Genomic DNA, 22,772 nt, shown 5'->3' with positions numbered 1-22,772 from the left:
AACGCGGATAAGTAGTTTGGGTATTCTGACAACCTCGCCGCGAAAGCCAGAACCTCTCGCCAGCCTCGTTGTCTATCTATATCAACACCCCAAAGATTTCGCGTGCTGGAGGCACCAACGTCAGTCATGCAGCTTTTCAAAAAAGCCACAACGAGCCTTCTTATTGCATCACTTGCCCTCACATCACCTGTGATGGCGACGTCGTATAACGATCTCCCCGAAATCGGCACTGCCGCTGCGGGCACTTTGACTGTTCAGAAAGAAATCGAATACGGCGACGCTTACATGCGTATGCTTCGTGGCAGCCAGCCTATCGTGAATGACCCGGTTTTGTCCGAATACATTTCCGCTTTAGGGGCATCTCTGGTTGCCAATGCTAATGATGTTAAAACACCTTTTGAGTTTTTTCTGATACGGAATCGTGACATTAATGCTTTCGCCTTTTTTGGTGGTCACGTTGCCTTACACACAGGTCTGTTTCTCCATGCGCAGAGCGAAAGTGAACTCGCCTCTGTGGTCGCGCACGAAATCGCACACTTAACACAGCGCCATCTGGCCCGTGCCATGGAAGAGCAAGCAAGACAAACACCGCTAACCATGGCGGCACTGGTTGGTTCATTGATGCTGGCAATTGCAGCGCCCCAAGCGGGCATTGCTGCGGCTCAAGCCACCACAGCAGCTTCTATTCAGAGCCAAATCAACTACACCCGAAGCAACGAGAAAGAAGCCGACCGTATCGGTCTGGAAACCCTTTCGCGTTCAGGGTTTGATGTAAATGCGATGCCTGTGTTCTTCACCCGCATGGCTGACCAATACCGCTTTGCTTCGAAACCGCCACAGTTCTTGTTGACTCACCCGTTGCCAGACTCGCGTATCACCGACTCTCGCTCCCGTGCGCAGCAATATCCGCAACGTACTGTTCCGTTGTCGCCGGAATACCATCTTGCCCGTGCCCGTGTGATCGCGCGTTTTGCCGGTATCGACAGTGCTGCCGCCATCGACTGGTTCGATCGCCAACTTAAAAAAGCCTCCCCTGCCCGCGCTCAATCGCTTAACTACGGTAAAGCACTGGTATATATCGACAGCAGGCAGTTTGATAAAGCTGGAAAGCTTTTAGCTCCACTGTACAAGGCGCAGCCAAATAACCGCTTCTATTTGGATGCGATGACAGATTTAGATGTCGCACAGAAACACTATGACGCAGCCCTGAAACGTCTTGAAAAAGCGCTCGCTACCCAACCAAACAATGCCGTATTACTTTTGAACCATGATTACGTGTTGGTAAAAGCAGGGCGTTATGAAGAGGCGATTAAAGGTTTAGTGAAAGTGACACACCGTTTCCCAACCAATACCAACGGTTGGTCGTTGCTTCAGGAAGCTTACGACAGTGAAGGTGTCCGCCATGGCGCCCTTGCAGCACAAGCAGAGCTTTATGCCCTTCAAGGACGTTGGCACAAAGCCATTAACAATTACACACAAGCCAGTCAGCTTGTGGAGCTTGGCAGCCTTGATCAGGCTCGCTACGATGCACGTATAGATCAGCTCAGGGTGCAGGAAGCGCGTTTCGCTGAGTTGCAACGCTAAGTCACCGCCCGAACAACAAACTAAAACGAGAAAGGAACTGTCATGTCAGTCACTATTTACCACAACTCCCGTTGCTCAAAGAGCCGCCAAACTCTGGCGCTGCTGGAAGAAAAAGGCATTCAGCCAGACGTTGTGGCTTATCTGGAAACACCGCCATCTGCAGACACCATAAAAAGCCTGCTGGAGCAATTGGGCTTCGACTCCCCACGACAAATGATGCGCACCAAAGAAGCCATCTATAAAGAGCTGCAGCTGGCTGATGCGACAGACGAGCAACTGATTCAAGCTATGGTTGAAAATCCAAAACTGATTGAACGCCCAATTGTTGTCGCAAACGGTAAAGCAGCGATGGGTCGACCACCAGAAAACGTATTGACCATTCTGTAATGACTGAGGTTCTGGTTCTCTATTACAGCCGACATGGCGGGACAAGAAGCATTGCCCGCCTGATTGCCCGTGGCATCGAAGCGTCAGGCGCGGTGGCAAGATTACGCACCGTCCCCGACATTGCCTCCGTTGGCGAAACACCATCTGCTGAGATCCCGGAAGATCCGTATGTGTCGATAGAGGATTTGAAAGCTTGTCATGGTTTGGCGCTCGGAAGCCCTGTTCGCTTTGGCAACATGGCCGCACCGCTCAAACACTTTATCGACAGCACGGCCAAAGAGTGGCTCGCGGGCTCCCTGATCGGAAAGCCAGCCATGGTGTTTACCTCAGGTTCAATGCTGCATGGCGGTCAGGAAACCACACTGAACACTATGATGCTGCCACTGCTTCACCACGGTATGGTGATTGTCGGACTGCCTCACTCAGAGCCCGCCCTGCACACAACACAAGGCGGCGGTTCCCCCTACGGCCCTTCACACATCACGGGCGAAGGTCGGCGCCAGCCTGATGCTGAAGAGAAAAACCTCGCCATTGCAGGCGGTAAACGCCTGGCTGAGATAGCCGCGCGCCTCAAAGATTGATAAAAGGAGTTATCCCGTTGTTTTCTTCCAGTTCAACACTGAGGCCTCTGGCTCTCGGCGCATATTTGGCACTGATTGGTTGGGTCGCTTTGTGGCATGGTGTGATTTCACCGCACCCACATGTGAACCCAATCGGCGTAGCTATCGCTTGGATACTCCCACTGCTCTTGCCACTAATTGGCATTATGAAAGGCAAAGCGTACACCCACGCCTGGGCGAACTTCATTTTGATGTTTTACTTCCTGCATGCGCTGACCATTCTGTGGGTCGATGTAGGTGAACGCTGGCTGGCTGCTATAGAACTGGTGCTGACTTCGTTTTCTTTTGTCTGCAACGTGTATTACGCCAAGCGCAAAGGGCAGGAAGAAGGGCTGGGACTGAAGAAACTTTCCCAAGTCGAGAAAGAAGAAAAAGCGCGTTTCGAGCAGTAAGCCTCAAATCGCAAGTGATAAAAAAAGCAGGTTTCTCAACCTGCTTTTTTTGACTCCAGCGTATGAAACTTAGCTGTTGCTTAGCCAATCCACTCATACTGAATCGCAGCCTCTACGGGCTCTGCAACGGGTGTTGGCTCAACAGGCACAATCACACCATCAACACTTTCAGTCACAACAGGAGCTTCTTCCACCAGAGGTTGAGACAGTACTTCCACACGGCGCAGACGACGGTCTACCATCATCTCATTATGAAAGATATCTTCAGACGCTAGCAGGCTGATACGGAAAGTCGCAGTACCATCAACAATCGACTCTAATCGCAACGAAGCCACTGAGTTTAAGCCTTTCAATGTACGTTCGATAACAAAGAAATCTTCCGCATCATCTAGACCTGACACTTCCAACGCTTTCGCACCGCTATCAGCAACACCAAGATTCACGGCAAGGCGACCTGCATAAAAATCAGCCATCTCATCAATCATGGTGGCGAATGCTTGATCTGGCGAACCGGAAGCGCGACCTTCAACAGGTGCATCCTGACCGATACTTGCTGCATTTGGGAAAAGTTGCCAGCTAATGCGGTTATTGTGCACTTTGACAACGGCAACACCTGCCGGGTTGTATCTCGCACTTGCCTGAGCGATAGGTCCTGCGAATCCACCCCAAAGATCAGGAATAGACACAGCAACCACATCGTCAAAATCACCTACAGGCATCAAAACAGTTAAACCGCGGCGTTCGCCTTCCGCTTTCAGCTCATTGATGAGTGGAGATGCAGATTGTTCCCACACCACATTGCGCTGAGAAGCATTATCTTCCACCAGCCAGAACAGGACTTCCGGACGCGGAGTGCCCCAGTAAGTCGCTTGCGCTTGCGTCAACAGTGTGCGGATCTTCCGGTCATCAAAACCAAGCACCAAAGAACGTTGACCTTCGACATTGCCATAGCCGAGCTGGGTAATGTATTGGTTCACCGTTGGGAGTGCTTTTTGAATAACCGGATTGTTACCCACCTCAGACTGGCCAGACGCGCGGATCAATACATCAACAAATGCTGTTTCTTTCGCAGCTTGTTCCGTTGCTGCATCGCTGTCATCCAACACCACTTCAGCACTGAACAGTGAAGCGGCCATTGCACTGGTTTGCCCCAGTACGAGTGCCAAAACGAAAATGAAGGTTCGTAACATATATTTGCCAGATAACTCGATTTTTAAACGTTGATCATAAAGTGAAGCCCTACTGTCAGCAATGGCTAAACACCGAAATTGAGTGTCATATACCCAAACAACCTGAAGATGCAGGATTCAGCGAGTTTGACTGGCGTTGTGATCGCGGCGTACCTTTGTAGGTGTAGTTATCTCCATCAAAAAGGGACAACAAAGAGCACGGCGTCAGTCAACTCGCCCGAAGGGAGGGCCTCAATGCGCCCACTTCTTCGTTAAACTCCACGGAAATAGAATGACTAGTCCTCGCGGAGTTCGCCTCGAATTGAACGCATTGATGACCTCTGAATACGAGCATCTTCAGGTTGTTTGGGTATACCACTGCTCAGGCCAGCAAAAACAATCTCTCTGTTACTTCATTGACAATTTTTCCGACAGAAAGTTTGTCTCTCAGTGTGAAGTATACTGACAGTATGCAATAACTCACTTAATTGCCCCTATAAATCATGATAGTATCCCGCGATTTTTTAAACTTCAGGAAGGTGCGTCATGATGCAAGTGTTACAAGGGGCACAAATGCTATTTGTTGCCTTTGGCGCGTTGGTGCTGGTTCCACTCCTTACGGGACTTGACCCTAACGTCGCTCTTTTCGGTGCCGGTATTGGTACCCTTCTCTTCCAAATCATCACCAAACGTTCTGTCCCCATTTTCCTCGCTTCCTCTTTTGCCTTTATTGCACCCATCTTGTTCGGTGTTCAGACCTGGGGTATCCCAGCAACCATGGGTGGTCTAATGGCAGCAGGTTTGGTGTACGTGTGCATGGGCGGGTTTATCAAAGTGCGTGGTGTTGGTTTCATCCACAAGCTACTTCCACCAGTAGTGGTTGGCCCGGTGATCATGGTGATTGGTTTGGGTCTGGCACCTGCAGCCGTCAACATGGCGGTAGGTAAATCCGGCGACGGTGCCATTCAACTGGTTGATGGCTCAGTAGCACTTTGGATTTCAGCGGTTTCGCTCATCACGACTATCGCTGTGTCGGTGTTCGCCAAAGGCTTCTTTAAGCTGGTGCCGATTCTCGCAGGTATTGTGTCAGGCTATGTGGTTGCGCTTTTCTTTGGCGTGGTTGATTTTTCTCCAGTCCAAAATGCAGCGTGGCTGGCGATGCCAAACTTCACTGCACCGGAATTCAACATCAACGCGATTCTGTTCATGATTCCGGTAGCCATTGCCCCTGCCGTTGAACACGTTGGCGACATGCTAGCGATTTCAAATGTGACCAACAAAGACTACCTGAAAAAGCCGGGACTTCATCGCACCATGGCGGGCGATGGTGTTGCCACCATGGCCGCTTCGATGTTTGGTGCACCACCGAACACCACTTACAGTGAAGTCACAGGCGCCGTGATGCTCACCCGCGCTTTCAACCCCGCCATCATGACCTGGGGTGCCATCACGGCGATTGTGCTGGCCTTCGTTGGCAAGTTGGGTGCGATTTTGCAGACCATTCCCGTTCCTGTGATGGGCGGCATCATGATTTTGCTGTTTGGCTCTATAGCAACCGTCGGTCTGAACACCCTGATCAAAAATCAGGTCGATCTACACAAAGCGCGTAACCTGGCTATTGTTGCAGTGACACTGGTCTTCGGTATCGGCGGTATGGCCTTTGGTATTGGCGAATTCAGCCTGCAGGGTATCAGCCTTTGCGGTATCGTTGCGATTTTGCTGAACCTCATCCTGCCGCACGACATGGGTGAAACCCACGTTGTCGACAACGCGCAGATGGAAGATTAATTCACCGCACCAAACGAAAAGAGGCTTCCAAATGGAAGCCTCTTTCATATTTCGATTTCGTGCTATTTATTTGGTGCCGAAAATCTTATCGCCTGCATCGCCCAGACCTGGCACGATGTAGCCTTTGTCGTTCAGTTTCTGGTCGATTGCTGCAGTATAAAGCTCTACATCCGGGTGTGCTTTTTCCAGTGCATCAATACCTTCAGGTGCAGCTACCAGTACCAGCACTTTGATGTTGTCACAACCGTGCTCTTTCAGCAGGTCGATGGTTGCGATCATAGAACCCCCGGTTGCCAGCATTGGGTCAACCACCAGCGCCATACGCTCATTGATATTGCTCGCAAGCTTGTGGAAATAAGGAACCGGCTCCAGCGTTTCTTCATCACGGTAAATACCGACCACGCTGATACGTGCGCTTGGAATGTGCTCCAATACACCGTCCATCATGCCCAAGCCTGCACGCAGAATTGGCACAACAGTCACTTTCTTACCCTTGATGCGGTCGATTTCAACCGGGCCATTCCAGCCTTCAATGGTAACTTTTTCAGTTTCGAAATCTGAAGTCGCTTCATAGGTCAGCAGGCTGCCTACTTCTGTCGCCAACTCACGGAAACGCTTGGTGCTGATATCACCCTCACGCATAAGACCGATTTTGTGTTTTACCAGCGGGTGCTTAACTTCGACGACTTTCATGACAGACTCCTGCAAAAAACAAATTCCACGAATTATACACAAGAAAATTCGGTGGAATAGTTACATACAACTGGTTGCGCTTTTTTAAGCCAAATTCGCTGCGTTGAACCTGACGCAAACGTTTTCCTTTTTGAAATACCGCTGTTAAAATGGCGCCGCTTTTTAGTCCATAACTCGGTAAGGATCCCCAGTGAGCGATAATAAGTCTTCTCTAAGCTACAAAGATGCAGGTGTAGATATCGATGCAGGTAACGCCCTGGTCGACAGAATTAAAGGCGTTGTTAAGCGCACTCGTCGTCCTGAAGTCATGGGTGGCATCGGTGGTTTCGGTGCACTTTGTGAACTGCCTACAAAATACAAGCAGCCAGTCCTGGTTTCAGGTACTGACGGTGTAGGTACCAAACTTCGCTTGGCGATGGATCTGAAAAAACACGACACCATTGGTATCGACCTGGTGGCAATGTGTGTCAATGACCTGATTGTTCAGGGTGCTGAGCCACTGTTCTTCCTTGATTACTACGCAACAGGCAAGCTGGACGTTGATACAGCTGCTGACGTGGTAACGGGTATTGGCGAAGGCTGTTTGCAAGCTGGCTGTGCACTTATCGGCGGTGAAACCGCTGAAATGCCAGGCATGTACCACGGTGAAGATTATGACGTGGCAGGTTTCTGTGTTGGTGTCGTTGAGAAAGAAGAAGTGATCGACGGCACTAAAGTCGCTCAAGGTGATGCGATCATCGCTGTCGCTTCATCAGGTCCTCACTCTAACGGCTACAGCCTTGTACGTAAAATCATTGAAGTTTCAGGCGCAGACGTTAACGCGGAGCTTGACGGCAAGACACTGGCTGACCACCTGCTGGAACCGACCCGCATATATGTAAAACCTGCCCTGAAGATGCTTGAAAGCTGCGATGTTCACGCTATCTCACACATCACAGGTGGCGGTTTCTGGGAAAACATCCCGCGCGTGCTGCCTGAAGGCACCAAAGCCGTGATCGATGGAAACAGCTGGGAATGGCCTGTTATTTTCAACTGGCTGCAAGAAAACGGTAACGTGACCGAGCACGAAATGTACCGTACCTTCAACTGTGGCGTGGGCCTTGTGATTGCACTGCCTGCAGAACAAGCACAGAAAGCTATCGACATCCTGAATCAGGAGGGCGAAAGCGCATGGCTGCTGGGCACCATCGAGAACGCTGCGGCTGGCGAAGAACAGGTTGAGATCAAGGGGTAACCATGAAAAAGCTGGTTGTTCTGGTTTCTGGAAACGGCTCAAATCTTCAGGCGATCATTGATCGCTGCCATGGCAATAACGGCATTGAAATTTCGGCTGTCATTGCAAACAAAGAAGACGCATACGGCCTTACCCGTGCGAAGGATGCCGGGATTGAGGCAGTTGTAGTTGCCAGCAAAGGGATTTCAGACCGAAGCCAATATGACAGTCAGCTCATGGCTACTATCGATGAATACTCGCCAGACCTCATTGTGTTGGCGGGTTTCATGCGTATCCTGACGCCAGAGTTTGTCCGTCACTATCAGGGCAAGATGCTGAACATTCACCCTTCCCTATTGCCGAAATACACTGGCCTCAACACCCACCAGCGTGCCATTGACGCAGGTGATGACGAGCACGGCACTTCAGTGCATTTTGTGACAGAAGAGCTCGACGGTGGTCCCGTCATTCTTCAGGCCAGAGTGCCGATTTTTGAAGATGACGACGCAGACAGCGTCTTTGCCCGTGTTCAGGAGCAAGAGCACCGTATCTACCCATTGGTGGTGGAATGGTTCTGCCAAGGCAGACTCAACATGGCGGATGAAAAAGCCGTGATGGATGACGAAGTGCTGGGACAGTCCGGCTACGCAGCTGATTAACTCCGTTTTTTCGGACACAAAAAACGCGCCCTTACGGCGCGTTTTTTATCGTCTGAAGATGGCACTACGAATCGGATTCGCTAGCCGCCTCTTCTGCCTGTGCTGCAATATCAGCACGGTTGCAGGTAATCACTTCACCCAAATGGAACACACAATACTCACCCGGCTGCATCTTGTGCCAGGTTTCATTGTTGGTCAGTGGCTGAGTCGCTATCACTGTCACCACGTCATTCGGCGTCGTCTCTTCCTGAAAGTCGACCGTCACCTCTTCATCGATCAGACTGGCTTTACCAAACGGCGCACGACGGGTTATCCAGTGAAGGTTATTGGAGCAATACGCCATCACATAGTCACCGTCACTGAACAGCATGTTAAACACGCCTAGTTCACGAAGTTTGTCACAACGGCTGGCGATAAAGCGGAACACTTCCGTCATATCGTCCGGCTTGTCGGGGTAATGCTTTTCAATTTCGTGCAGTAAATAGCAGAAGGCTTTTTCACTGTCCGTTTCTCCAACAGGCTTGAAGTGCCCTGTCGGCAAATCTTCGTAATCTGACAATTGCCCATTGTGAGCATAAGTCCAGTAACGTCCCCAAATTTCACGGGTAAACGGATGAGTATTCTCCAGATTGACTTCACCACGGTTCGCCTGGCGAATGTGGCTAATAACCGCGCAGCTTTTGATCGGATAACTCTGAACAAGCTCAGCAATTTTTGAGTCGCAGCTCGGGTTCGGATCTTTAAACGTTCGGAACCCTTTGCCTTCGTAAAAGACAATGCCCCAGCCATCACGGTGAGGGCCAGTATTGCCCCCACGCTGGATCAAGCCGGTAAAGCTAAAACAAATGTCCGTCGGTACATTGGCACTCATGCCAAGCAGTTCACACATTCCTTTACGTTATCCTTATTTTTCCATTTCTTTTTCAACAAGCTGGATCAGGATGTGGATGATCTTAATATGCACTTCCTGAATGCGATCCGCGTAGCCAAAATGTGGTACACGGATTTCGATGTCTGCCAATCCGGCCATTTTACCGCCATCTTTACCCGTCAGCATGATGCTCTTCATGCCTTTCTCTTTTGCAGCATCAATCGCTTTCAGCACGTTACCTGAGTTACCTGACGTCGACAGGCCAAACAGTACATCGCCTTTTGCGCCTACCGCCTGAACATAGCGAGAGAAAACGTATTCGTAGCCAAAGTCATTCGATACACAAGAAAGGTGGCTAGGATCAGAGATTGCGATCGCCGGATAACCAGGGCGGTTTTCACGGTAACGACCCGTCAGCTCTTCAGCAAAGTGCATCGCGTCACAATGCGAACCGCCATTGCCGCAAGACAGTACTTTACCGCCTGCTTTAAAGGAATCAGCCAGCAGTTTCGCTGCCGCTTCGATGTCTGCAATATTCTTGTCGTCACTTAGAAACACGTTAAGCACCTGAGCTGCTTCGTTAAGCTCTGAGCGAATGAGATCTTGGTACATGGGCAATTCTCTATTTATTGGTTTAGTCGTCCACTACCAGCCGCGCGATTAATGGCGACCAGAAGGATTTATTAGCAGGGCAAGCGCCCGAAGATATGAGAAGCAGTGTACCCGCAAAAAGATGAAGCTGTCGATAATCTGCCTCACCTTATGCATCTCTCGTAAAAACAATCGTCTGAAAACTGAACACTGTTTCATTGTACTTCTCTGTGAAGTGAGGTGCACATTTTTACCGGTCACCGTTTTACATTCTCTTAAAAACCTGCTTACAATTAAGTGGTATGACCTCTTACCATTATAAGATTGGGTTGAAGGATAAGGAGAACCGAAAATGGCGACAACCCTGTACCTGATAACGTTTCTGGCACTGATGGCGATACTGGCGTATCACCGCGCTGGCTTGAAACTATTCACCGCCGCAGCAGCGGGAATGTTAATTGTTGGCTCTGTGATGGGCATTGTTGGCCAAATCAGCTGGCTGGTGTTCATCGCAATCGCCATTCCTTTGAACGTCCGCTCATTCCGCGAGTCATGGCTGAGCAAACCTGCACTGAAGATGTTTAAAGGCGTGATGCCAGAAATGTCTCAGACCGAAAAAGAAGCTATTGATGCAGGCACCGTCTGGTGGGAAGCCGATCTTTTCCGCGGCGCGCCAGATTGGAACAAGCTGCATGACATTCCTGCACCTCGCCTGAGTGCTGAAGAGCGCGCATTCCTCGACGGTCCAGTCAACGAAGTGTGCCGCATGGTCAATGACTATCAGGTCACCCATGAGCTGGCAGACCTGCCACCGGAAGTCTGGCAATACCTGAAGGACAACAAATTCTTCGCCATGATCATCAAAAAGGAATACGGTGGTCTGGAGTTTTCTGCTTACGCACAATCACTGGTCCTGCAAAAACTGACCGGTGTTTCAGGAGTTCTCTCTTCCACCGTTGGTGTGCCAAACAGTTTGGGACCTGGTGAGCTACTGCAACACTATGGCACCACAGACCAAAAAGATTACTACCTGCCACGCCTGGCCAATGGCCTAGAAATCCCATGTTTTGCACTGACGAGCCCTGAAGCAGGCTCTGACGCAGGTTCTATCCCGGATGAAGGTGTTGTCACGAAAGGCATGTGGCAAGGCAAAGAAGTGCTGGGGATGTCCATCACCTGGAACAAGCGTTACATCACGCTGGCGCCAGTCGCGACCGTTCTTGGTCTGGCATTCAAGCTGAAAGATCCAGAAGGCCTGCTGGGCGATCAGGAGGATATGGGCATCACCTGTGCGCTGATACCTACGGATATTGAAGGCGTGGACATTGGCCGCCGTCATTTCCCGCTGAACCTGCCGTTCCAAAATGGCCCTACCCGTGGTGAGAATATTTTTGTACCACTTGATTTCATTATCGGTGGTCCAGAAATGGCAGGCCAGGGTTGGCGTATGCTGGTTGAATGTCTGTCAGTTGGCCGTGGTATTACCCTGCCTTCAAACTCGACAGGTGGCCTCAAAACGGCTGCGCTGGCAACTGGTGCTTATGCCCGCATTCGCCGTCAGTTCAAATTGCCTATCGGTAAAATGGAAGGTATTGAAGAGCCATTGGCACGCATCGGTGGTAACGCCTATGTCATGGATGCTGCCAGCGCGTTGACCGTGGCTGGTATCGACTTGGGTGAGAAGCCATCAGTTATTTCTGCCATTGTTAAATACCACTGTACCCACCGCGGTCAACGTGGCGTGATTGATGCTATGGACGTCGTCGGCGGTAAGGGTATCTGTATGGGTCCTAAAAACTTCCTGGCCCGTGGTTATCAAGGTGCACCGATTGCCATTACAGTTGAAGGTGCGAACATTCTGACCCGCTCGATGATCATCTTCGGCCAGGGTGCTATCCGCTGCCATCCATTTGTACTGGAAGAAATGAACGCAGCTTACAAAGAAGACGAGCGCGAAGCTCTGGCTGGTTTTGACCAGGCATTATTTGGCCATGTTGGTTTTGTAATCAGCAACCTGGTTCGTTCAGTCTGGTTGGGCCTGACTGATGGCCGCACTTCCAGCGTGCCACGTAAAGACGAAACGGCGCGCTACTACCAACAAATGAACCGCTACGCGTCTAACCTCGCCCTGTTATCTGACATCTCAATGGCAGTGCTGGGTGGCAACCTGAAGCGTAAAGAGCGTCTTTCTGCCCGTCTGGGTGATGTTCTGAGCCAATTGTATCTGGCTTCGGCTACCATGAAGCGCTATGCCGACGAAGGCTACCAAAAAGCGGATCTGCCTTTGGTTCACTGGGGCATGCAAGATGCTATGTACCAAACTGAAGAAGCTCTGGATGATTTCCTTGCCAACTTCCCTGCCCGTTGGGTAGCTGCGCCGCTGCGTGTTCTGTTATTCCCATTCGGCACCCGTCGCACCAAACCAAGCGATTCGCTGGACGGTAAAGTGGCAGCAATTCTGCAAACCCCAGGTGAAACCCGCAGCCGTATCGGCCGTGGTCAGTTCCTGGAAGCATCTGAGCACAATGCGGTCGGTAAGATTGAAAAAGCCCTGCTGGATATCCTTGCCGCAGAGCCTGTCTACCAGAAAGTGTGTGACTCGACGGGTCAAAAACTGCCATTTATGTTCCTCGATAAAGTGGCGGAGATTGGCCTTCGTGAGGGTGCAATTTCAGAGAAAGAAGCAGACATCCTGCGTATTGCAGAGGAAGGTCGCATCGAAACTATCAACGTTGATGACTTTGATCCTGCAGATCTCGCTGCAGCGAGCAAAACGTTGGATAAAGTGGTGCACGCTGCCTAACATCAAACCCAATAACGACAAAAGGAGAAGCTTAGCTTCTCCTTTTTCTTTGCGCTGGGTAAACGGATTAAGCCGCTTTGTCCGGTTCTTCCGGTGGCGGCGCTTCCAGCTCCTCTTCCGTCTCTGCTGCAAGCTTCTTACGCTTGATCATACGAACGACGAACCAACCACCGACCGCCAAGATAAGCAGCAAGATATTGCCACCAATAATGGTGATCATCGCCATCTTTCTGTCTGCTTCACGTTTCTCAGCCGCAATACGCTCATCTTCTATCCGTTTACGCTCCGCTTCTCGTTCTTCGCGCTCAAGCTTCGCCTGCTCGATCGCCTCATAATCTGCCACGGCAAACGTCTGCTCTGGAAGATGGAACATCAAAGGGCGTCCGGAAAGCTTATCCGTGCCATATAGCCATGCATGCCATTTATGACGTCCCGGCTCTTCGAAGTTATCGATATCGACGGTGAGCGCCGTGTAATCTTCGCCCGCTACGCCCTGATAGACAGATAGCTTGCCATTGGGATCCCTAAACTCTGAATGTGCAGCGATTGAACCTGGCTCTATGCTTGCGGTATCAGACTCCACCAGAAGATGGTGAGGCAGCGCTTTTTTGCGGCTTTGTTTAAAGGTCGCCATCAGTGGCGTTGGATACACCAAGACTTCCTGCTCCAGAGTGCGGAAAAACACGCCGTTACCCGAAGTGACTCGCGCGCGGTATTTCCCAGGATGAGCATTCACAGGAAGCTCGACGGTAAACACGCCGTCACCTGCATATTCATCCAAACCTGCGCCATCATCTTTGAAGCGGCCCAGAGACATTTCCTGCGGGCGCTGGTCCACCGGAATGTCATCCACACTTTCCAGATACTCTGTAAAGGTAACGGTCAATTCAACACGGTCGAGAAAGTCCCTGAGATTCAGTGGCACATCACCTTGCATTAAACGGGCGGTAAACTTCAGGGTTTCGCCTTGGTAGAGACGGCTTGGGAAGGTATCTACCTTCATACTGAGTTCAGAGAGAATACGGATTTTGTTTTCAGGAGTGACTTTACCAATCGCCTGCCACGGGCCTGGCATTGGGTTTAGAATCGAAATAATGTCCATGTCCGGCTCTTTATGCCATGACACATTATCGGGATGACGGAATTCATATAGCTTGGAGCCATCCGGCTGCACAAGCACAACCGGCTGACTGGGTTTTTGGCGATAGATAACAAAGGCAACCTGAGTAATGGTGGAATCGATACGGAAACGATTGTTCAGTAACCGTATGTCACGATCCGATGTCTGCTCCGCTGCGACGTTGAACGCCATCAGCAGAGTGAGCAGCAACCCAGCCCACCTTGTTTTCATACACTCTCCTGTTGCCTCCACAAACAGCTGCCATTCTTTTCGATGATATCGAGCTGCTTTTCATGTTCACTTAGTTCATCGGCAGAGGCACTGATAATCTTTAGTTTTTTCGTACCGGCTTCGACACGTCGAATGGCTTCACCTTCACCGCCTTCTTCGTTTGAATCACTACCACTGAACTTGAGCGTTGTCTGGCCACCTGTCATCAACAGGTATACATCAGCCAGAATCTCGGCATCGAGCAATGCGCCGTGTAGGGTACGGTGCGAGTTGTCTATGCCGTAACGTTCACAGAGAATATCAAGGTTGTTCCGCTTGCCCGGGAAGATCTTCTTCGCCATGGCAAGGGTATCGGTCACCTTGCAGAAGTCGTCCGTCTTACCAATCGACGGATCCAGCATCTGGAATTCATAGTCCATGAAGCCGGTATCAAAGGGCGCGTTGTGGGCAACAAGTTCCGCGCCTTTGATAAATTCGAGGAATTCGGCATGAATATCGCCGTATTCCGGCTTGTCACGTAAAAACTGATCGGTAATACCGTGTACGGAAATCGCTTCCGGATCGATTTCTCGATCCGGTTTGATGTACACGTGGAAATGGCGACCGGTCAGTTTGCGGTTGATGATTTCCACCGCGCCGATTTCAATAATGCGGTGTCCTTCATAATGGGGACCACCTTCACGGTTCATACCCGTGGTTTCGGTATCGAGAACGATAATTCTGTCGTAACTGGCTTTCATAGCGGCACTTGTGTCAGACTTGGCGATTAATTTCCACAGATACTAACAAATATGGTCAAGCAGGTAGAAATTTTCACGGACGGTTCTTGTCTCGGTAATCCAGGACCGGGTGGTTATGGCGTGGTCATGCGTTATAAACAACACGAGAAAGAGATGAGCGAAGGCTTTGCGCTCACCACCAATAACCGCATGGAACTGCTGGCGGCCATTGTGGGTCTGGCGAGCCTGAAAGAATCTTGCAACGTCACGCTGACTACCGACAGTCAATACGTGCGTCAGGGGATCACCCAGTGGATACACAATTGGAAGAAACGAGGTTGGAAAACTGCAGATAAAAAGCCAGTAAAAAATGCCGACCTATGGCAGCGTCTGGATACCGAAACCCAGCGCCATACTGTGGATTGGCAATGGGTGAAAGGTCATGCAGGTCATCCAGAAAATGAGCGCTGTGATGAACTGGCAAGAACCGCCGCAGAAAACCCGACAGGGCCAGATGAAGGTTACATCCCTTCCGAGTAAATATCTCAACCGCCGGTGCGGTAGTTCACACTCACCGGCGACAGCGATTTTTTCAGCTTCCACTTCGGTTTGATAGGTTTCAGTGGATAGGTTCGCTTACGTGCAACAATGAAATAGAGCGAGCCAATAGCAGGCAGAAGCCCCGAACAGGCATTTTCAAACCATACGCCACAAGTTCGGTGCCGTGTTGCTGGAATCAGTCCGAAACACGACATTTCAACGATTTCGTAGTTTAACACTCCCAACCAGTCCCTCACCCGCAATGGCGTAAACATTCGTCCATTCCAAGGCAGTCGATTCTTGCGCCAAGGTATCAATCGGCCGATCCCCATCAAACTACTGGGATTAACTCCTGAAAGGATCAGATAGCCATCGTCTATCATGACTCTGTCGATCTCACGCAGCAATCGGTGAGGGTCATCCGTGTAGTCAAGTTGGTTGGCGAGAATGCAAACGTCAAAGGCTTTGTCGAGAAAAGGCAAATCGTAGTTCTCGGCCTCCATGTTCCGCAAAGGATTGAGCTTGTCGATACAGACCTGATGCTGAATGTTACAATGCCCGGTGACCATTTCACAGCTAAGGCCACCAAGCTTTAGCATGTGATAACCGAACAGTCTGGGCAACCATTCGTCCAGCCGCGTTTGCACGTGCGTGCACGCCCATTCGCCGTGCGCGAATTGGTCCCAAGTGTACGGGTATTCCAGTGGACGTTGGCTGCGTGCTGGTTTCATAGTGTTTTAGAGTTATAGCTGGAGAGATTCAATGCTATCTGTAACAAGCATACCTGCATTCAATGACAATTACATCTGGCTGCTAAAAAATGATGACAATCATTGTGTTGTCGTCGATCCCGGTGATGCCAAGCCAGTACTTGAAACCCTTAACAATGAAGGGCTGACGCTGAATGGGGTACTGGTCACTCATCATCACAATGACCATATTGGCGGTATCCGCACCTTACTGGAACACTTCCCAGCCCTCTCCATTTATGGCCCAGCGACCGATCGTTTCCCTATGGTCAACCATCCTCTGAAACACGGTCAGAGTTTTACACTGTTCAACACTGACTTTACAGTTTTCCACGTTCCGGGACATACACTCGACCACATTGCTTATTATGCTGAGAGAATGCTTTTTTGCGGGGATACGCTATTTTCTGCAGGTTGTGGTCGGCTGTTTGAGGGCACCCCAAAACAAATGCACCAATCCCTGACACATCTGGCGTCTTTACCGGATGACACACTGGTGTTTTGTGCGCATGAATACACGCTTTCAAACCTGAAATTTGCTCTCGCGGTCGAACCGAACAATACTGCGCTTAACGAATATGTTGTTGAAGCTAAGGCACTTCGGGAGAAAAACACCCCCACTTTGCCGAGTTCGATTGGGAAAGAAAAGTGTATCAACCCTTTCCTACGCGCCCATATCGACAGTGTCAAAGCGGCTGTAAGTCAAGGTGCGACTGACTCTACGGATACCGAAACTTTTGCGGCGCTCAGACGTTGGAAAGATGAATTTTGACACAAGTCACTTGTAAGCAAGAGTTCCGGCCGAGTATCATCATCGGCCATTTTTTGAAAGGTCAGAGATTAATGAAGTTCCGTTATGTGTTAGTGGGATCGATGTTCCTCGCAGGATGCCAGATTACCGGCCAAAGTGATGTCGCGACCACGACTAACACGCCAGAGCAACAGGAAGAAGCACTCCTAAAGACTGACATCGCTCAGACGCCAGTTGAAACCGAAAAGGTCGAGGAGACCACTCCTGTCATCACGCCTCAAACACAGGACGATGTCTGGGAACGGATTGCCATGCAACTCGAGATGCCCGTACCTGAAAACAAGCGCGTTAATTACTACCGCAACTGGTACTTAAAGCACCCGCAACACCTCAAAACAGTCGCCGAACGCGCTGAACCTTTCCTGTATCTCATCACTGAAAAAGTTGAAGAGCGCGGCATTCCACTCGAGATCGCGCTTCTGCCAGTCGTAGAAAGCTCATTTGATCAATTTGCGTACTCCCATGGCCGCGCAGCGGGTTTATGGCAATTTGTGCCAGACACAGGCCGCCGCTTTGGTCTGGAACAAAACTGGTGGTATGACGGCCGTCGTGATGTCGTCGCTTCAACGGATGCTGCATTAGATTTGCTGGAATACCTTCACAAGAAATTTGATGGCGACTGGTTACATGCACTGGCCGCCTACAACACAGGTGAGGGTCGTGTGTTCCGCGCGATTAGAAACAATAAAGCCAAAGGCCTTCCAACCGACTTCTGGCACCTTTCTCTGCCAAAAGAAACCAGTGGTTATGTGCCTAAGCTGATTGCTGTAGCAGATGTCGTTAAGAACAAAGAGCGTTATGGCTTAGACTTACCAGCTATTGCCAACAAGCCTGTTGTGGAGCAGGTAGAACCTGGCGTGCAGATGGATTTGGCACTGGCCGCCAACTACGCCGGCCTGTCTCTGTCTGAGCTCCAAAGCCTGAACCCTGCCTATAATCACTGGGCGACAGCACCAGACGGTGCAAACCATTTGCTGTTACCTAAAGAAAATGTGGCTCGCTTTAATAGCAACCTAACGGAAAACAATAATCAGGGCGTGAAAGTGACCCGCTATAAAGTAAAAAGCGGTGATTCTCTGGGCCTGATTGCAAAACGCCACAATACAACGGTAAAAGTGATTCAACGTGCCAATAGCTTAAAAGGCACCAATATCCGTGTGGGAGAGCACTTGCTCATTCCTGTATCGCTGAAAGACGAAAGCCAATACACACTGAGTGCTCCACAGCGTTTAGCAAAACTCACCAGTAAACAACGCGGTGACATTAAACTCACCCACACAGTGCAAAAAGGTGATAACTTCTGGACGATCGCCCGTAAACACGGCGTGTCACATACTTCGCTGGCGCGCTGGAATGGTATGGCACCGAAAGATCCGCTGCGCATTGGTCAGGACTTGGTGATTTGGAAAAAAGCCGATGAAGGCGCACGTATCCGTACTATCTTCTACCAAATCCGTGAAGGCGATTCACTGAGTGGTATTGCTGCGCGCTACAAGGTGTCGGTGTCGGATCTGGTGAAATGGAACTCGCTGAAGAAGAACGCGTATATCCAGCCAGGACAAAAATTGAAGCTGTATATCGATGTCACCAAAGTAAGTGCTTAGCTTCTAGTTAGTAAAAAAGCGCGCAGCGTTTTCGCTGCGCGCTTTTTTTTGTATCAACAAAATTGATTACATCACCATAGGGTGTCGCTTCATCATCCTGATACCTTCCCGCTTAAAGCAATCCACCACCGGGTTTTCTGCCATATCGGCTCGCCAAACAAAAGAGAGTGAGCGTGAAATATCCAGTTCCGGTACATTCAACGCCACCAACTTTCCATCTTCAATATACTGCTCAACATCTAAGTAGGGTAAGCAGGTGACATAAGGCCCATTGGCAACAAGACTTCGGATAACTGGAATATGTTCATACTCGCGCCAAACATCAAGGTCAGCGATATGGCGAGAAATCGCACTCTCAAATGCCATTCTTGTTCCCGAACCATGTTCACGCAAAATCCATTGCGCCTGCTCCAGCTGCGCCATACTTACGCGTTCACGTTTGGCAAAAGGATGATGGGCCGCTGCCACAATCGTTAGGTGATCCGTGCACCATGGCTCCTGATGCAGACGATTGTCATCTACACGACCTTCAATAATCCCCAGATCATAGCGGTAATCCAATACACCCTGAATAATAGAGCTGGTACTTCGCACGCCTAAGGAAATTCGAATTTCTGGAAAGTCATTATCAATAATACTGATAAGGTCCGGAACCAGGTGTTCTGCTGGGGTTTGACTTGCCCCAAGGCGGATTTCGCCGCTCAACAGGTGCTGGTCATAGAAGCCCATTTCAATCTGCTTGGCGTCTCTCAACAGCCGCTTGGCCTTTGGTCGAAGCCATGCTCCCCAATGCGTCAGGATAAGACGTTTCCCTTTCCTTTCAAAAAGCGGCCTGCCCAACATTTTCTCGAGCTGAGACAGCGACATACTGGTCGCAGACTGGGTCAAAGCCAGTAAATCTGCCGCCTGACTGACGCTGCCGCAATCCGCAACGGCATCGAAAACTGCCAGTTGTTTAAGTGAATAGCGCATGACTTCCCTCCCCAGAAAAGCAGCGAACGTTAAACCTCTTTATTTTTATGGATTTATTGTACTCACCCTAAAAAAATCATCAATAAAATTGAATGCAAAACAAAGGATTATCAATTGTACTTGACCACTCAATCACACTTACTCTGAAAGGGAAGTCAGGTATACCGCCCGACTCGAAGAAAAAGGAAAACACCATGAAACAACACAGGAGGGGAAGAAATGACAACTGCGTATTCTGATCACGACTTCGTCTCAGTGAAAGGCTTCTCTGCGGCTGAAATGATGTCCGAGGCAGAGCGCTATGCACTGAAGAAAATCAGCAAAAGAAGTGGAGCCACCATCAGTCTCGCTGTGCTAGCTGGCGCCTTTATCGGCCTCGCGTTTCTTTTCTACATCACAGTCACCACAGGTAATGACAGCGCAAGTTGGGGAATGACCAGGCTGATTGGCGGACTCGCATTCAGTATGGGCCTGATACTTATAGTGATCTTTGAAGGCGAGCTGTTTACCAGCACAGTACTTTCTAGTATCTCCTGGGCCAACAACCAGGTAGGCATCGGAAAGCTTTTCAGTACCTGGGGCAAGGTCTACCTAGGCAACTTTATCGGCGCGATGATTTTGTTAGCGCTGGTAACAGCAGCAGGGCTATACCAACTGGATGGCGGTCAATGGGGGCTGAATGCACTCAATATCGCACAGCATAAGCTCCATCACACTTGGCTTGAAGCGTTCACGCTCGGCGTGCTCTGTAACATTCTTGTCTGCACAGCGATTTGGCTAACCTTTTGCTCTGCAAATCCTGTTGTCAAAGCTGTAATGACTATGCTGCCTGTCGCCATGTTCGTGTCCAGCGGTTTCGAGCACAGTATCGCCAACATGTTTATGGTTCCGCTGGGTATCGTCATTTCTCACTTTTCACCGGACGCTTTCTGGACGCAATTAGGTGTATCAGCATCAAGTTACGCTGACTTAACTGTTTCCCACTTTATCGTTAATAACCTTATCCCAGTGACGCTTGGCAACGTTGTCGGTGGTGCTGTACTGGTTGGCCTTGCCAACTGGGGGATTTATACAAAGCAAATGCAACAACCTGAAATGCTGGCCGTCAACTCGCCAGTGACACTCAATAAAGCCAGTAAGGATTCTGCCATGATGAACAAAATGAAAGTTAAAGATCTGATGAATACCAGCCCTATCGTATTGAAAGCCACTGATCGCACTGCAGATGCTATTGATGTGCTGCTTTCAAACCAATTGACTGGTGCTCCGGTTTGCGACAATCAACTGCACGTGGTCGGCTTCTTCTCAGTGCACGATGTGATGGTCAACCTATGGTGTGAGGACTACCTACCAGATGCAGAACAATGCGTAGGCGACTTAATGAACGACGATGTGACAGCTCTTAGCGCCAACGAAAGCCTGATTGATGTCGCTGAATTTTTAGTCGTCGACAAAGAAAAAGCCTTTCCTGTTTCTGATATGGGTATTGCAACCAGCCTAAGCTATAAACCACTTAAAGACCGCGTTCGTGAAGCGAAAATGAGTAAACCTCATATCCTTCCAGTACTGGAAAACAATCGTCTGGTTGGCGTAATCTCTCGCTCAGATGTATTGAAAGCGATGCGCCCACTCTACAATGCGAATGAAACAATCAGTCAAATGTCGCAGGCAATCTGAAAAAGAAAGGCAGCGTTAATCGCTGCCTTTTTCTTTTGCCTCATCAAACACAAAGCTCGCTTCGAGCCTCGCGTGATCGGAGGCGGGAGTATCGATAGATTTAGCGTGCTGTAACGTCACCCCACGATAAAATACGTGGTCCAACGGATGGCTGAAAACCCGTAGCCTTTCATCTGGCTGAAAATTCGCTTCCTTTAGCCCAATTGAACTTAACTTATCTCTCACGACAGACAGTCGTTCATTACTCCAGGTGTTTAAGTCTCCTGCAATAATCAAAGGCCCCTTAAGTGGCTCTACCGCTTCTACCAACACATCCAGTTGCTCAGAATACTCAGTCACGCCATAAGTAAAATTGATACTGTGAAGGTTAATTACAGACAACACTTCCCCATTGGAAAGCGGGAAAGCACTGTACAACGCACTCTTTGGTAATCGTAAGTAGGGTTCAACCTTGGTATAAGCACAGACTTTCTCTGGAATAGCTTCAGACAACGTCATCACGCCTGCTATTTCCCCATTAATCGCAAAAGCATAAGCCTGATTACTATGCCAGCCACTTTGTTCTAGATAGCTAAGCATTTGTGGTTTGGTTTGCGCTTCCTGAAGCAAAATGATGGTGTTGTCCGCCGCCAGCGACTTAAGTTCAGTATCCCAACCTTCCAACTGCTGTTTATAGATATTCCATACAGCGATGTTCAAAGGCTTCGAGACATCAATCTCCGAAGAGCTTTTATACTCGCGGCATTTCACAGCACCTTGACCGGAAGCAAGCTGAGGTGAGTCAGGGACATCAACGAGAAAGTAGATGAGAGCAATGCCTAGTAGAAGAAATGCGGTAGAAAGAATAACCCAAAGGCTTCGAAGTTGATTCATAGTGTCGATTAGTGTTTGAGAACTAAACCAGCCTGAAGGATACACATAAACCACCACTCCCGCACAGGGATTTAAGAGCAAAGCCAAACACCAAAACACAAAAAGCCTCAGCATTTCTGCTGAGGCTTGAAGATGGCACGGGTGGAGGGATTCGACGGGGCTTGCCATCGATCGGACTGGCGATCCAGCCCCCCAACAATTGGCTCACAGAGCCAAACTCTATATATGAAAAAGCCTCAGCATTACTGCTGAGGCTTAAAGATGGCAGGGGTGGAGGGATTCGAACCCCCAACACGCGGATTTGGAATCCGCTGCTCTGCCAATTGGAGCTACACCCCTGTTGCTGTTTTTAAGAGTTAGCTTCTCTTTAAGAAGTGGCGGAGCGGACGGGACTCGAACCCGCGACCCCCGGCGTGACAGGCCGGTATTCTAACCAACTGAACTACCGCTCCACACTTAAATTGGAAGCCTGGCGATGTCCTACTCTCACATGGGGAGACCCCACACTACCATCGGCGCTGTTACGTTTCACTACTGAGTTCGGCATGGAGTCAGGTGGGTCCATAACGCTATGGTCGCCAAGCAAATTCGTTAAAATCTTGGAAAGTGACTTTGTTTGTTCTCGTTCTTACACATTCAACGTTCTATTCGAGTCCGTCAAAACCCCTTGGGTGTTGTATGGTTAAGCCTCACGGGCAATTAGTAT

Annotated in this window: 21 protein-coding genes, 2 tRNA genes and 1 rRNA gene; 12 read left to right on the top strand and 12 right to left on the bottom strand. The window is 49.8% G+C overall.

All coding sequences use genetic code 11. The annotated features are described in order from the left end of the window. Window positions 1–126 precede the first annotated feature (126 nt). Genes QL223_RS04275 through QL223_RS04260 form a run of 4 tightly spaced genes read left to right on the top strand, consistent with a single transcriptional unit; the run spans window position 127 to window position 2,983 of the window. Entirely contained in the window at window positions 127–1,584 is a 1,458-nt protein-coding gene (locus QL223_RS04275) for a M48 family metalloprotease (RefSeq protein ID WP_281544266.1), read from the top strand. A 42-nt stretch (window positions 1,585–1,626) separates the two neighbouring features. Further along, complete coding sequence (gene arsC / locus QL223_RS04270; RefSeq protein ID WP_281544012.1) at window positions 1,627–1,971, top strand: arsenate reductase (glutaredoxin); 345 nt, start codon at window positions 1,627–1,629, stop codon at window positions 1,969–1,971. Then, complete coding sequence (gene wrbA, locus QL223_RS04265) at window positions 1,971–2,552, top strand: NAD(P)H:quinone oxidoreductase (protein ID WP_281544011.1); 582 nt, start codon at window positions 1,971–1,973, stop codon at window positions 2,550–2,552. Before arsC ends, wrbA begins: the two co-directional genes overlap by 1 nt. Window positions 2,553–2,569: 17 nt before the next feature. Then, window positions 2,570–2,983, top strand: coding sequence for a DUF2069 domain-containing protein (locus QL223_RS04260; protein ID WP_281544010.1), 414 nt, complete (start codon window positions 2,570–2,572; stop codon window positions 2,981–2,983). Window positions 2,984–3,063: 80 nt separating this feature from the next. Here QL223_RS04260 and QL223_RS04255 read toward each other — a convergent pair whose 3' ends face one another. Further along, window positions 3,064–4,173, bottom strand: coding sequence for a DUF2066 domain-containing protein (locus QL223_RS04255; protein WP_281544009.1), 1,110 nt, complete (start codon window positions 4,171–4,173; stop codon window positions 3,064–3,066). Window positions 4,174–4,698: 525 nt separating this feature from the next. Here QL223_RS04255 and QL223_RS04250 point away from each other — a divergent pair. Then, window positions 4,699–5,940: a uracil-xanthine permease family protein gene (locus tag QL223_RS04250; RefSeq protein WP_046302860.1), complete on the top strand. Its 1,242-nt coding sequence runs from the start codon at window positions 4,699–4,701 to the stop codon at window positions 5,938–5,940. A gap of 66 nt (window positions 5,941–6,006) precedes the next feature. Here QL223_RS04250 and upp read toward each other — a convergent pair whose 3' ends face one another. Continuing rightward, entirely contained in the window at window positions 6,007–6,633 is a 627-nt protein-coding gene (gene upp, locus QL223_RS04245; RefSeq protein ID WP_062709968.1) for a uracil phosphoribosyltransferase, read from the bottom strand. A gap of 190 nt (window positions 6,634–6,823) precedes the next feature. Here upp and purM point away from each other — a divergent pair, with 190 nt between their 5' ends. Together purM and purN are read left to right on the top strand one after the other, a co-directional pair. Further along, complete coding sequence (purM, locus tag QL223_RS04240; protein WP_281544008.1) at window positions 6,824–7,867, top strand: phosphoribosylformylglycinamidine cyclo-ligase; 1,044 nt, start codon at window positions 6,824–6,826, stop codon at window positions 7,865–7,867. A gap of 2 nt (window positions 7,868–7,869) precedes the next feature. Continuing rightward, complete coding sequence (purN, locus tag QL223_RS04235) at window positions 7,870–8,505, top strand: phosphoribosylglycinamide formyltransferase (RefSeq protein WP_281544007.1); 636 nt, start codon at window positions 7,870–7,872, stop codon at window positions 8,503–8,505. Between the two features lie 64 nt (window positions 8,506–8,569). Here purN and QL223_RS04230 read toward each other — a convergent pair whose 3' ends face one another. Beyond that, window positions 8,570–9,394, bottom strand: coding sequence for a class II glutamine amidotransferase (locus QL223_RS04230; protein ID WP_281544006.1), 825 nt, complete (start codon window positions 9,392–9,394; stop codon window positions 8,570–8,572). A gap of 15 nt (window positions 9,395–9,409) precedes the next feature. Next, on the bottom strand, window positions 9,410–9,988 hold the full coding sequence (gene lpcA / locus QL223_RS04225) for a D-sedoheptulose 7-phosphate isomerase (RefSeq protein ID WP_251877834.1): 579 nt from the start codon (window positions 9,986–9,988) through the stop codon (window positions 9,410–9,412). Window positions 9,989–10,319: 331 nt separating this feature from the next. On the opposite strand from lpcA, the gene fadE reads away from it, so the two are divergent. Further along, the gene (gene fadE / locus QL223_RS04220; protein WP_281544005.1) at window positions 10,320–12,770 is read left to right on the top strand and encodes an acyl-CoA dehydrogenase FadE; all 2,451 of its coding nucleotides are present in this window, start codon (window positions 10,320–10,322) and stop codon (window positions 12,768–12,770) included. A gap of 67 nt (window positions 12,771–12,837) precedes the next feature. On the opposite strand, the gene QL223_RS04215 is transcribed toward fadE, so the two are convergent. Further along, entirely contained in the window at window positions 12,838–14,121 is a 1,284-nt protein-coding gene (locus QL223_RS04215; RefSeq protein ID WP_281544004.1) for a TIGR03503 family protein, read from the bottom strand. Next, the gene (gene dnaQ, locus QL223_RS04210; RefSeq protein ID WP_046302854.1) at window positions 14,118–14,861 is read right to left on the bottom strand and encodes a DNA polymerase III subunit epsilon; all 744 of its coding nucleotides are present in this window, start codon (window positions 14,859–14,861) and stop codon (window positions 14,118–14,120) included. The genes QL223_RS04215 and dnaQ overlap by 4 nt, the downstream gene beginning before the upstream one ends. 51 nt (window positions 14,862–14,912) lie before the next feature. Here dnaQ and rnhA point away from each other — a divergent pair, with 51 nt between their 5' ends. Continuing rightward, a complete protein-coding gene (rnhA, locus tag QL223_RS04205) occupies window positions 14,913–15,380 on the top strand; it encodes a ribonuclease HI (RefSeq protein ID WP_046302853.1) in 468 nt (155 codons plus the stop codon). Window positions 15,381–15,385: 5 nt separating this feature from the next. Here the strand turns inward: rnhA and QL223_RS04200 are convergent, their stop codons facing one another. Continuing rightward, a complete protein-coding gene (locus QL223_RS04200) occupies window positions 15,386–16,111 on the bottom strand; it encodes a methyltransferase domain-containing protein (protein ID WP_046302852.1) in 726 nt (241 codons plus the stop codon). Between the two features lie 31 nt (window positions 16,112–16,142). Between QL223_RS04200 and gloB the strand changes: the two genes are divergently transcribed. Then, window positions 16,143–16,901: a hydroxyacylglutathione hydrolase gene (gloB, locus tag QL223_RS04195; RefSeq protein WP_281544003.1), complete on the top strand. Its 759-nt coding sequence runs from the start codon at window positions 16,143–16,145 to the stop codon at window positions 16,899–16,901. 71 nt (window positions 16,902–16,972) lie between these two features. Then, window positions 16,973–18,544 (top strand): LysM peptidoglycan-binding domain-containing protein, encoded by a 1,572-nt coding sequence (locus tag QL223_RS04190; protein ID WP_281544002.1) that lies wholly within the window; start codon window positions 16,973–16,975, stop codon window positions 18,542–18,544. Window positions 18,545–18,610: 66 nt separating this feature from the next. Here the strand turns inward: QL223_RS04190 and QL223_RS04185 are convergent, their stop codons facing one another. Then, window positions 18,611–19,516 (bottom strand): LysR substrate-binding domain-containing protein, encoded by a 906-nt coding sequence (locus QL223_RS04185; RefSeq protein ID WP_002537981.1) that lies wholly within the window; start codon window positions 19,514–19,516, stop codon window positions 18,611–18,613. Window positions 19,517–19,735: 219 nt separating this feature from the next. Here QL223_RS04185 and focA point away from each other — a divergent pair, with 219 nt between their 5' ends. Next, the gene (gene focA, locus QL223_RS04180; protein WP_281544001.1) at window positions 19,736–21,193 is read left to right on the top strand and encodes a formate transporter FocA; all 1,458 of its coding nucleotides are present in this window, start codon (window positions 19,736–19,738) and stop codon (window positions 21,191–21,193) included. 15 nt (window positions 21,194–21,208) lie between these two features. Here focA and QL223_RS04175 read toward each other — a convergent pair whose 3' ends face one another. The 4 genes from QL223_RS04175 to rrf form a co-directional block, all read right to left on the bottom strand. Beyond that, the gene (locus QL223_RS04175; protein WP_281544000.1) at window positions 21,209–22,066 is read right to left on the bottom strand and encodes an endonuclease/exonuclease/phosphatase family protein; all 858 of its coding nucleotides are present in this window, start codon (window positions 22,064–22,066) and stop codon (window positions 21,209–21,211) included. A 262-nt stretch (window positions 22,067–22,328) separates the two neighbouring features. Continuing rightward, a tRNA-Trp gene (locus tag QL223_RS04170) sits at window positions 22,329–22,405 on the bottom strand. Window positions 22,406–22,441: 36 nt separating this feature from the next. After that, window positions 22,442–22,518, bottom strand: a tRNA-Asp gene (locus QL223_RS04165). A 15-nt stretch (window positions 22,519–22,533) separates the two neighbouring features. After that, window positions 22,534–22,649, bottom strand: a 5S ribosomal RNA gene (rrf, locus tag QL223_RS04160). Window positions 22,650–22,772 lie beyond the last annotated feature (123 nt).

This window comes from Grimontia sp. SpTr1 (assembly GCF_947387585.1).
GTDB classification, from domain to species: domain Bacteria; phylum Pseudomonadota; class Gammaproteobacteria; order Enterobacterales; family Vibrionaceae; genus Enterovibrio; species Enterovibrio indicus.
The sequence above is the reverse complement of the archived record's forward strand: the minus strand, read 5'-3'. Positions and strand labels throughout refer to the sequence as shown.

Coding starts and splice junctions, on each gene's coding strand:
- QL223_RS04275 (WP_281544266.1), top strand. CDS start 127: ATGCAGCTTTTCAAAAAAGCCACAACGAGCCTTCTTATTGCATCACTT.
- arsC (WP_281544012.1), top strand. CDS start 1,627: ATGTCAGTCACTATTTACCACAACTCCCGTTGCTCAAAGAGCCGCCAA.
- wrbA (WP_281544011.1), top strand. CDS start 1,971: ATGACTGAGGTTCTGGTTCTCTATTACAGCCGACATGGCGGGACAAGA.
- QL223_RS04255 (WP_281544009.1), bottom strand. CDS start 4,173: ATGTTACGAACCTTCATTTTCGTTTTGGCACTCGTACTGGGGCAAACC.
- QL223_RS04250 (WP_046302860.1), top strand. CDS start 4,699: ATGATGCAAGTGTTACAAGGGGCACAAATGCTATTTGTTGCCTTTGGC.
- upp (WP_062709968.1), bottom strand. CDS start 6,633: ATGAAAGTCGTCGAAGTTAAGCACCCGCTGGTAAAACACAAAATCGGT.
- purN (WP_281544007.1), top strand. CDS start 7,870: ATGAAAAAGCTGGTTGTTCTGGTTTCTGGAAACGGCTCAAATCTTCAG.
- QL223_RS04230 (WP_281544006.1), bottom strand. CDS start 9,394: ATGTGTGAACTGCTTGGCATGAGTGCCAATGTACCGACGGACATTTGT.
- lpcA (WP_251877834.1), bottom strand. CDS start 9,988: ATGTACCAAGATCTCATTCGCTCAGAGCTTAACGAAGCAGCTCAGGTG.
- fadE (WP_281544005.1), top strand. CDS start 10,320: ATGGCGACAACCCTGTACCTGATAACGTTTCTGGCACTGATGGCGATA.
- QL223_RS04215 (WP_281544004.1), bottom strand. CDS start 14,121: ATGAAAACAAGGTGGGCTGGGTTGCTGCTCACTCTGCTGATGGCGTTC.
- dnaQ (WP_046302854.1), bottom strand. CDS start 14,861: ATGAAAGCCAGTTACGACAGAATTATCGTTCTCGATACCGAAACCACG.
- rnhA (WP_046302853.1), top strand. CDS start 14,913: ATGGTCAAGCAGGTAGAAATTTTCACGGACGGTTCTTGTCTCGGTAAT.
- QL223_RS04200 (WP_046302852.1), bottom strand. CDS start 16,111: ATGAAACCAGCACGCAGCCAACGTCCACTGGAATACCCGTACACTTGG.
- gloB (WP_281544003.1), top strand. CDS start 16,143: ATGCTATCTGTAACAAGCATACCTGCATTCAATGACAATTACATCTGG.
- QL223_RS04190 (WP_281544002.1), top strand. CDS start 16,973: ATGAAGTTCCGTTATGTGTTAGTGGGATCGATGTTCCTCGCAGGATGC.
- QL223_RS04185 (WP_002537981.1), bottom strand. CDS start 19,516: ATGCGCTATTCACTTAAACAACTGGCAGTTTTCGATGCCGTTGCGGAT.
- focA (WP_281544001.1), top strand. CDS start 19,736: ATGACAACTGCGTATTCTGATCACGACTTCGTCTCAGTGAAAGGCTTC.
- QL223_RS04175 (WP_281544000.1), bottom strand. CDS start 22,066: ATGAATCAACTTCGAAGCCTTTGGGTTATTCTTTCTACCGCATTTCTT.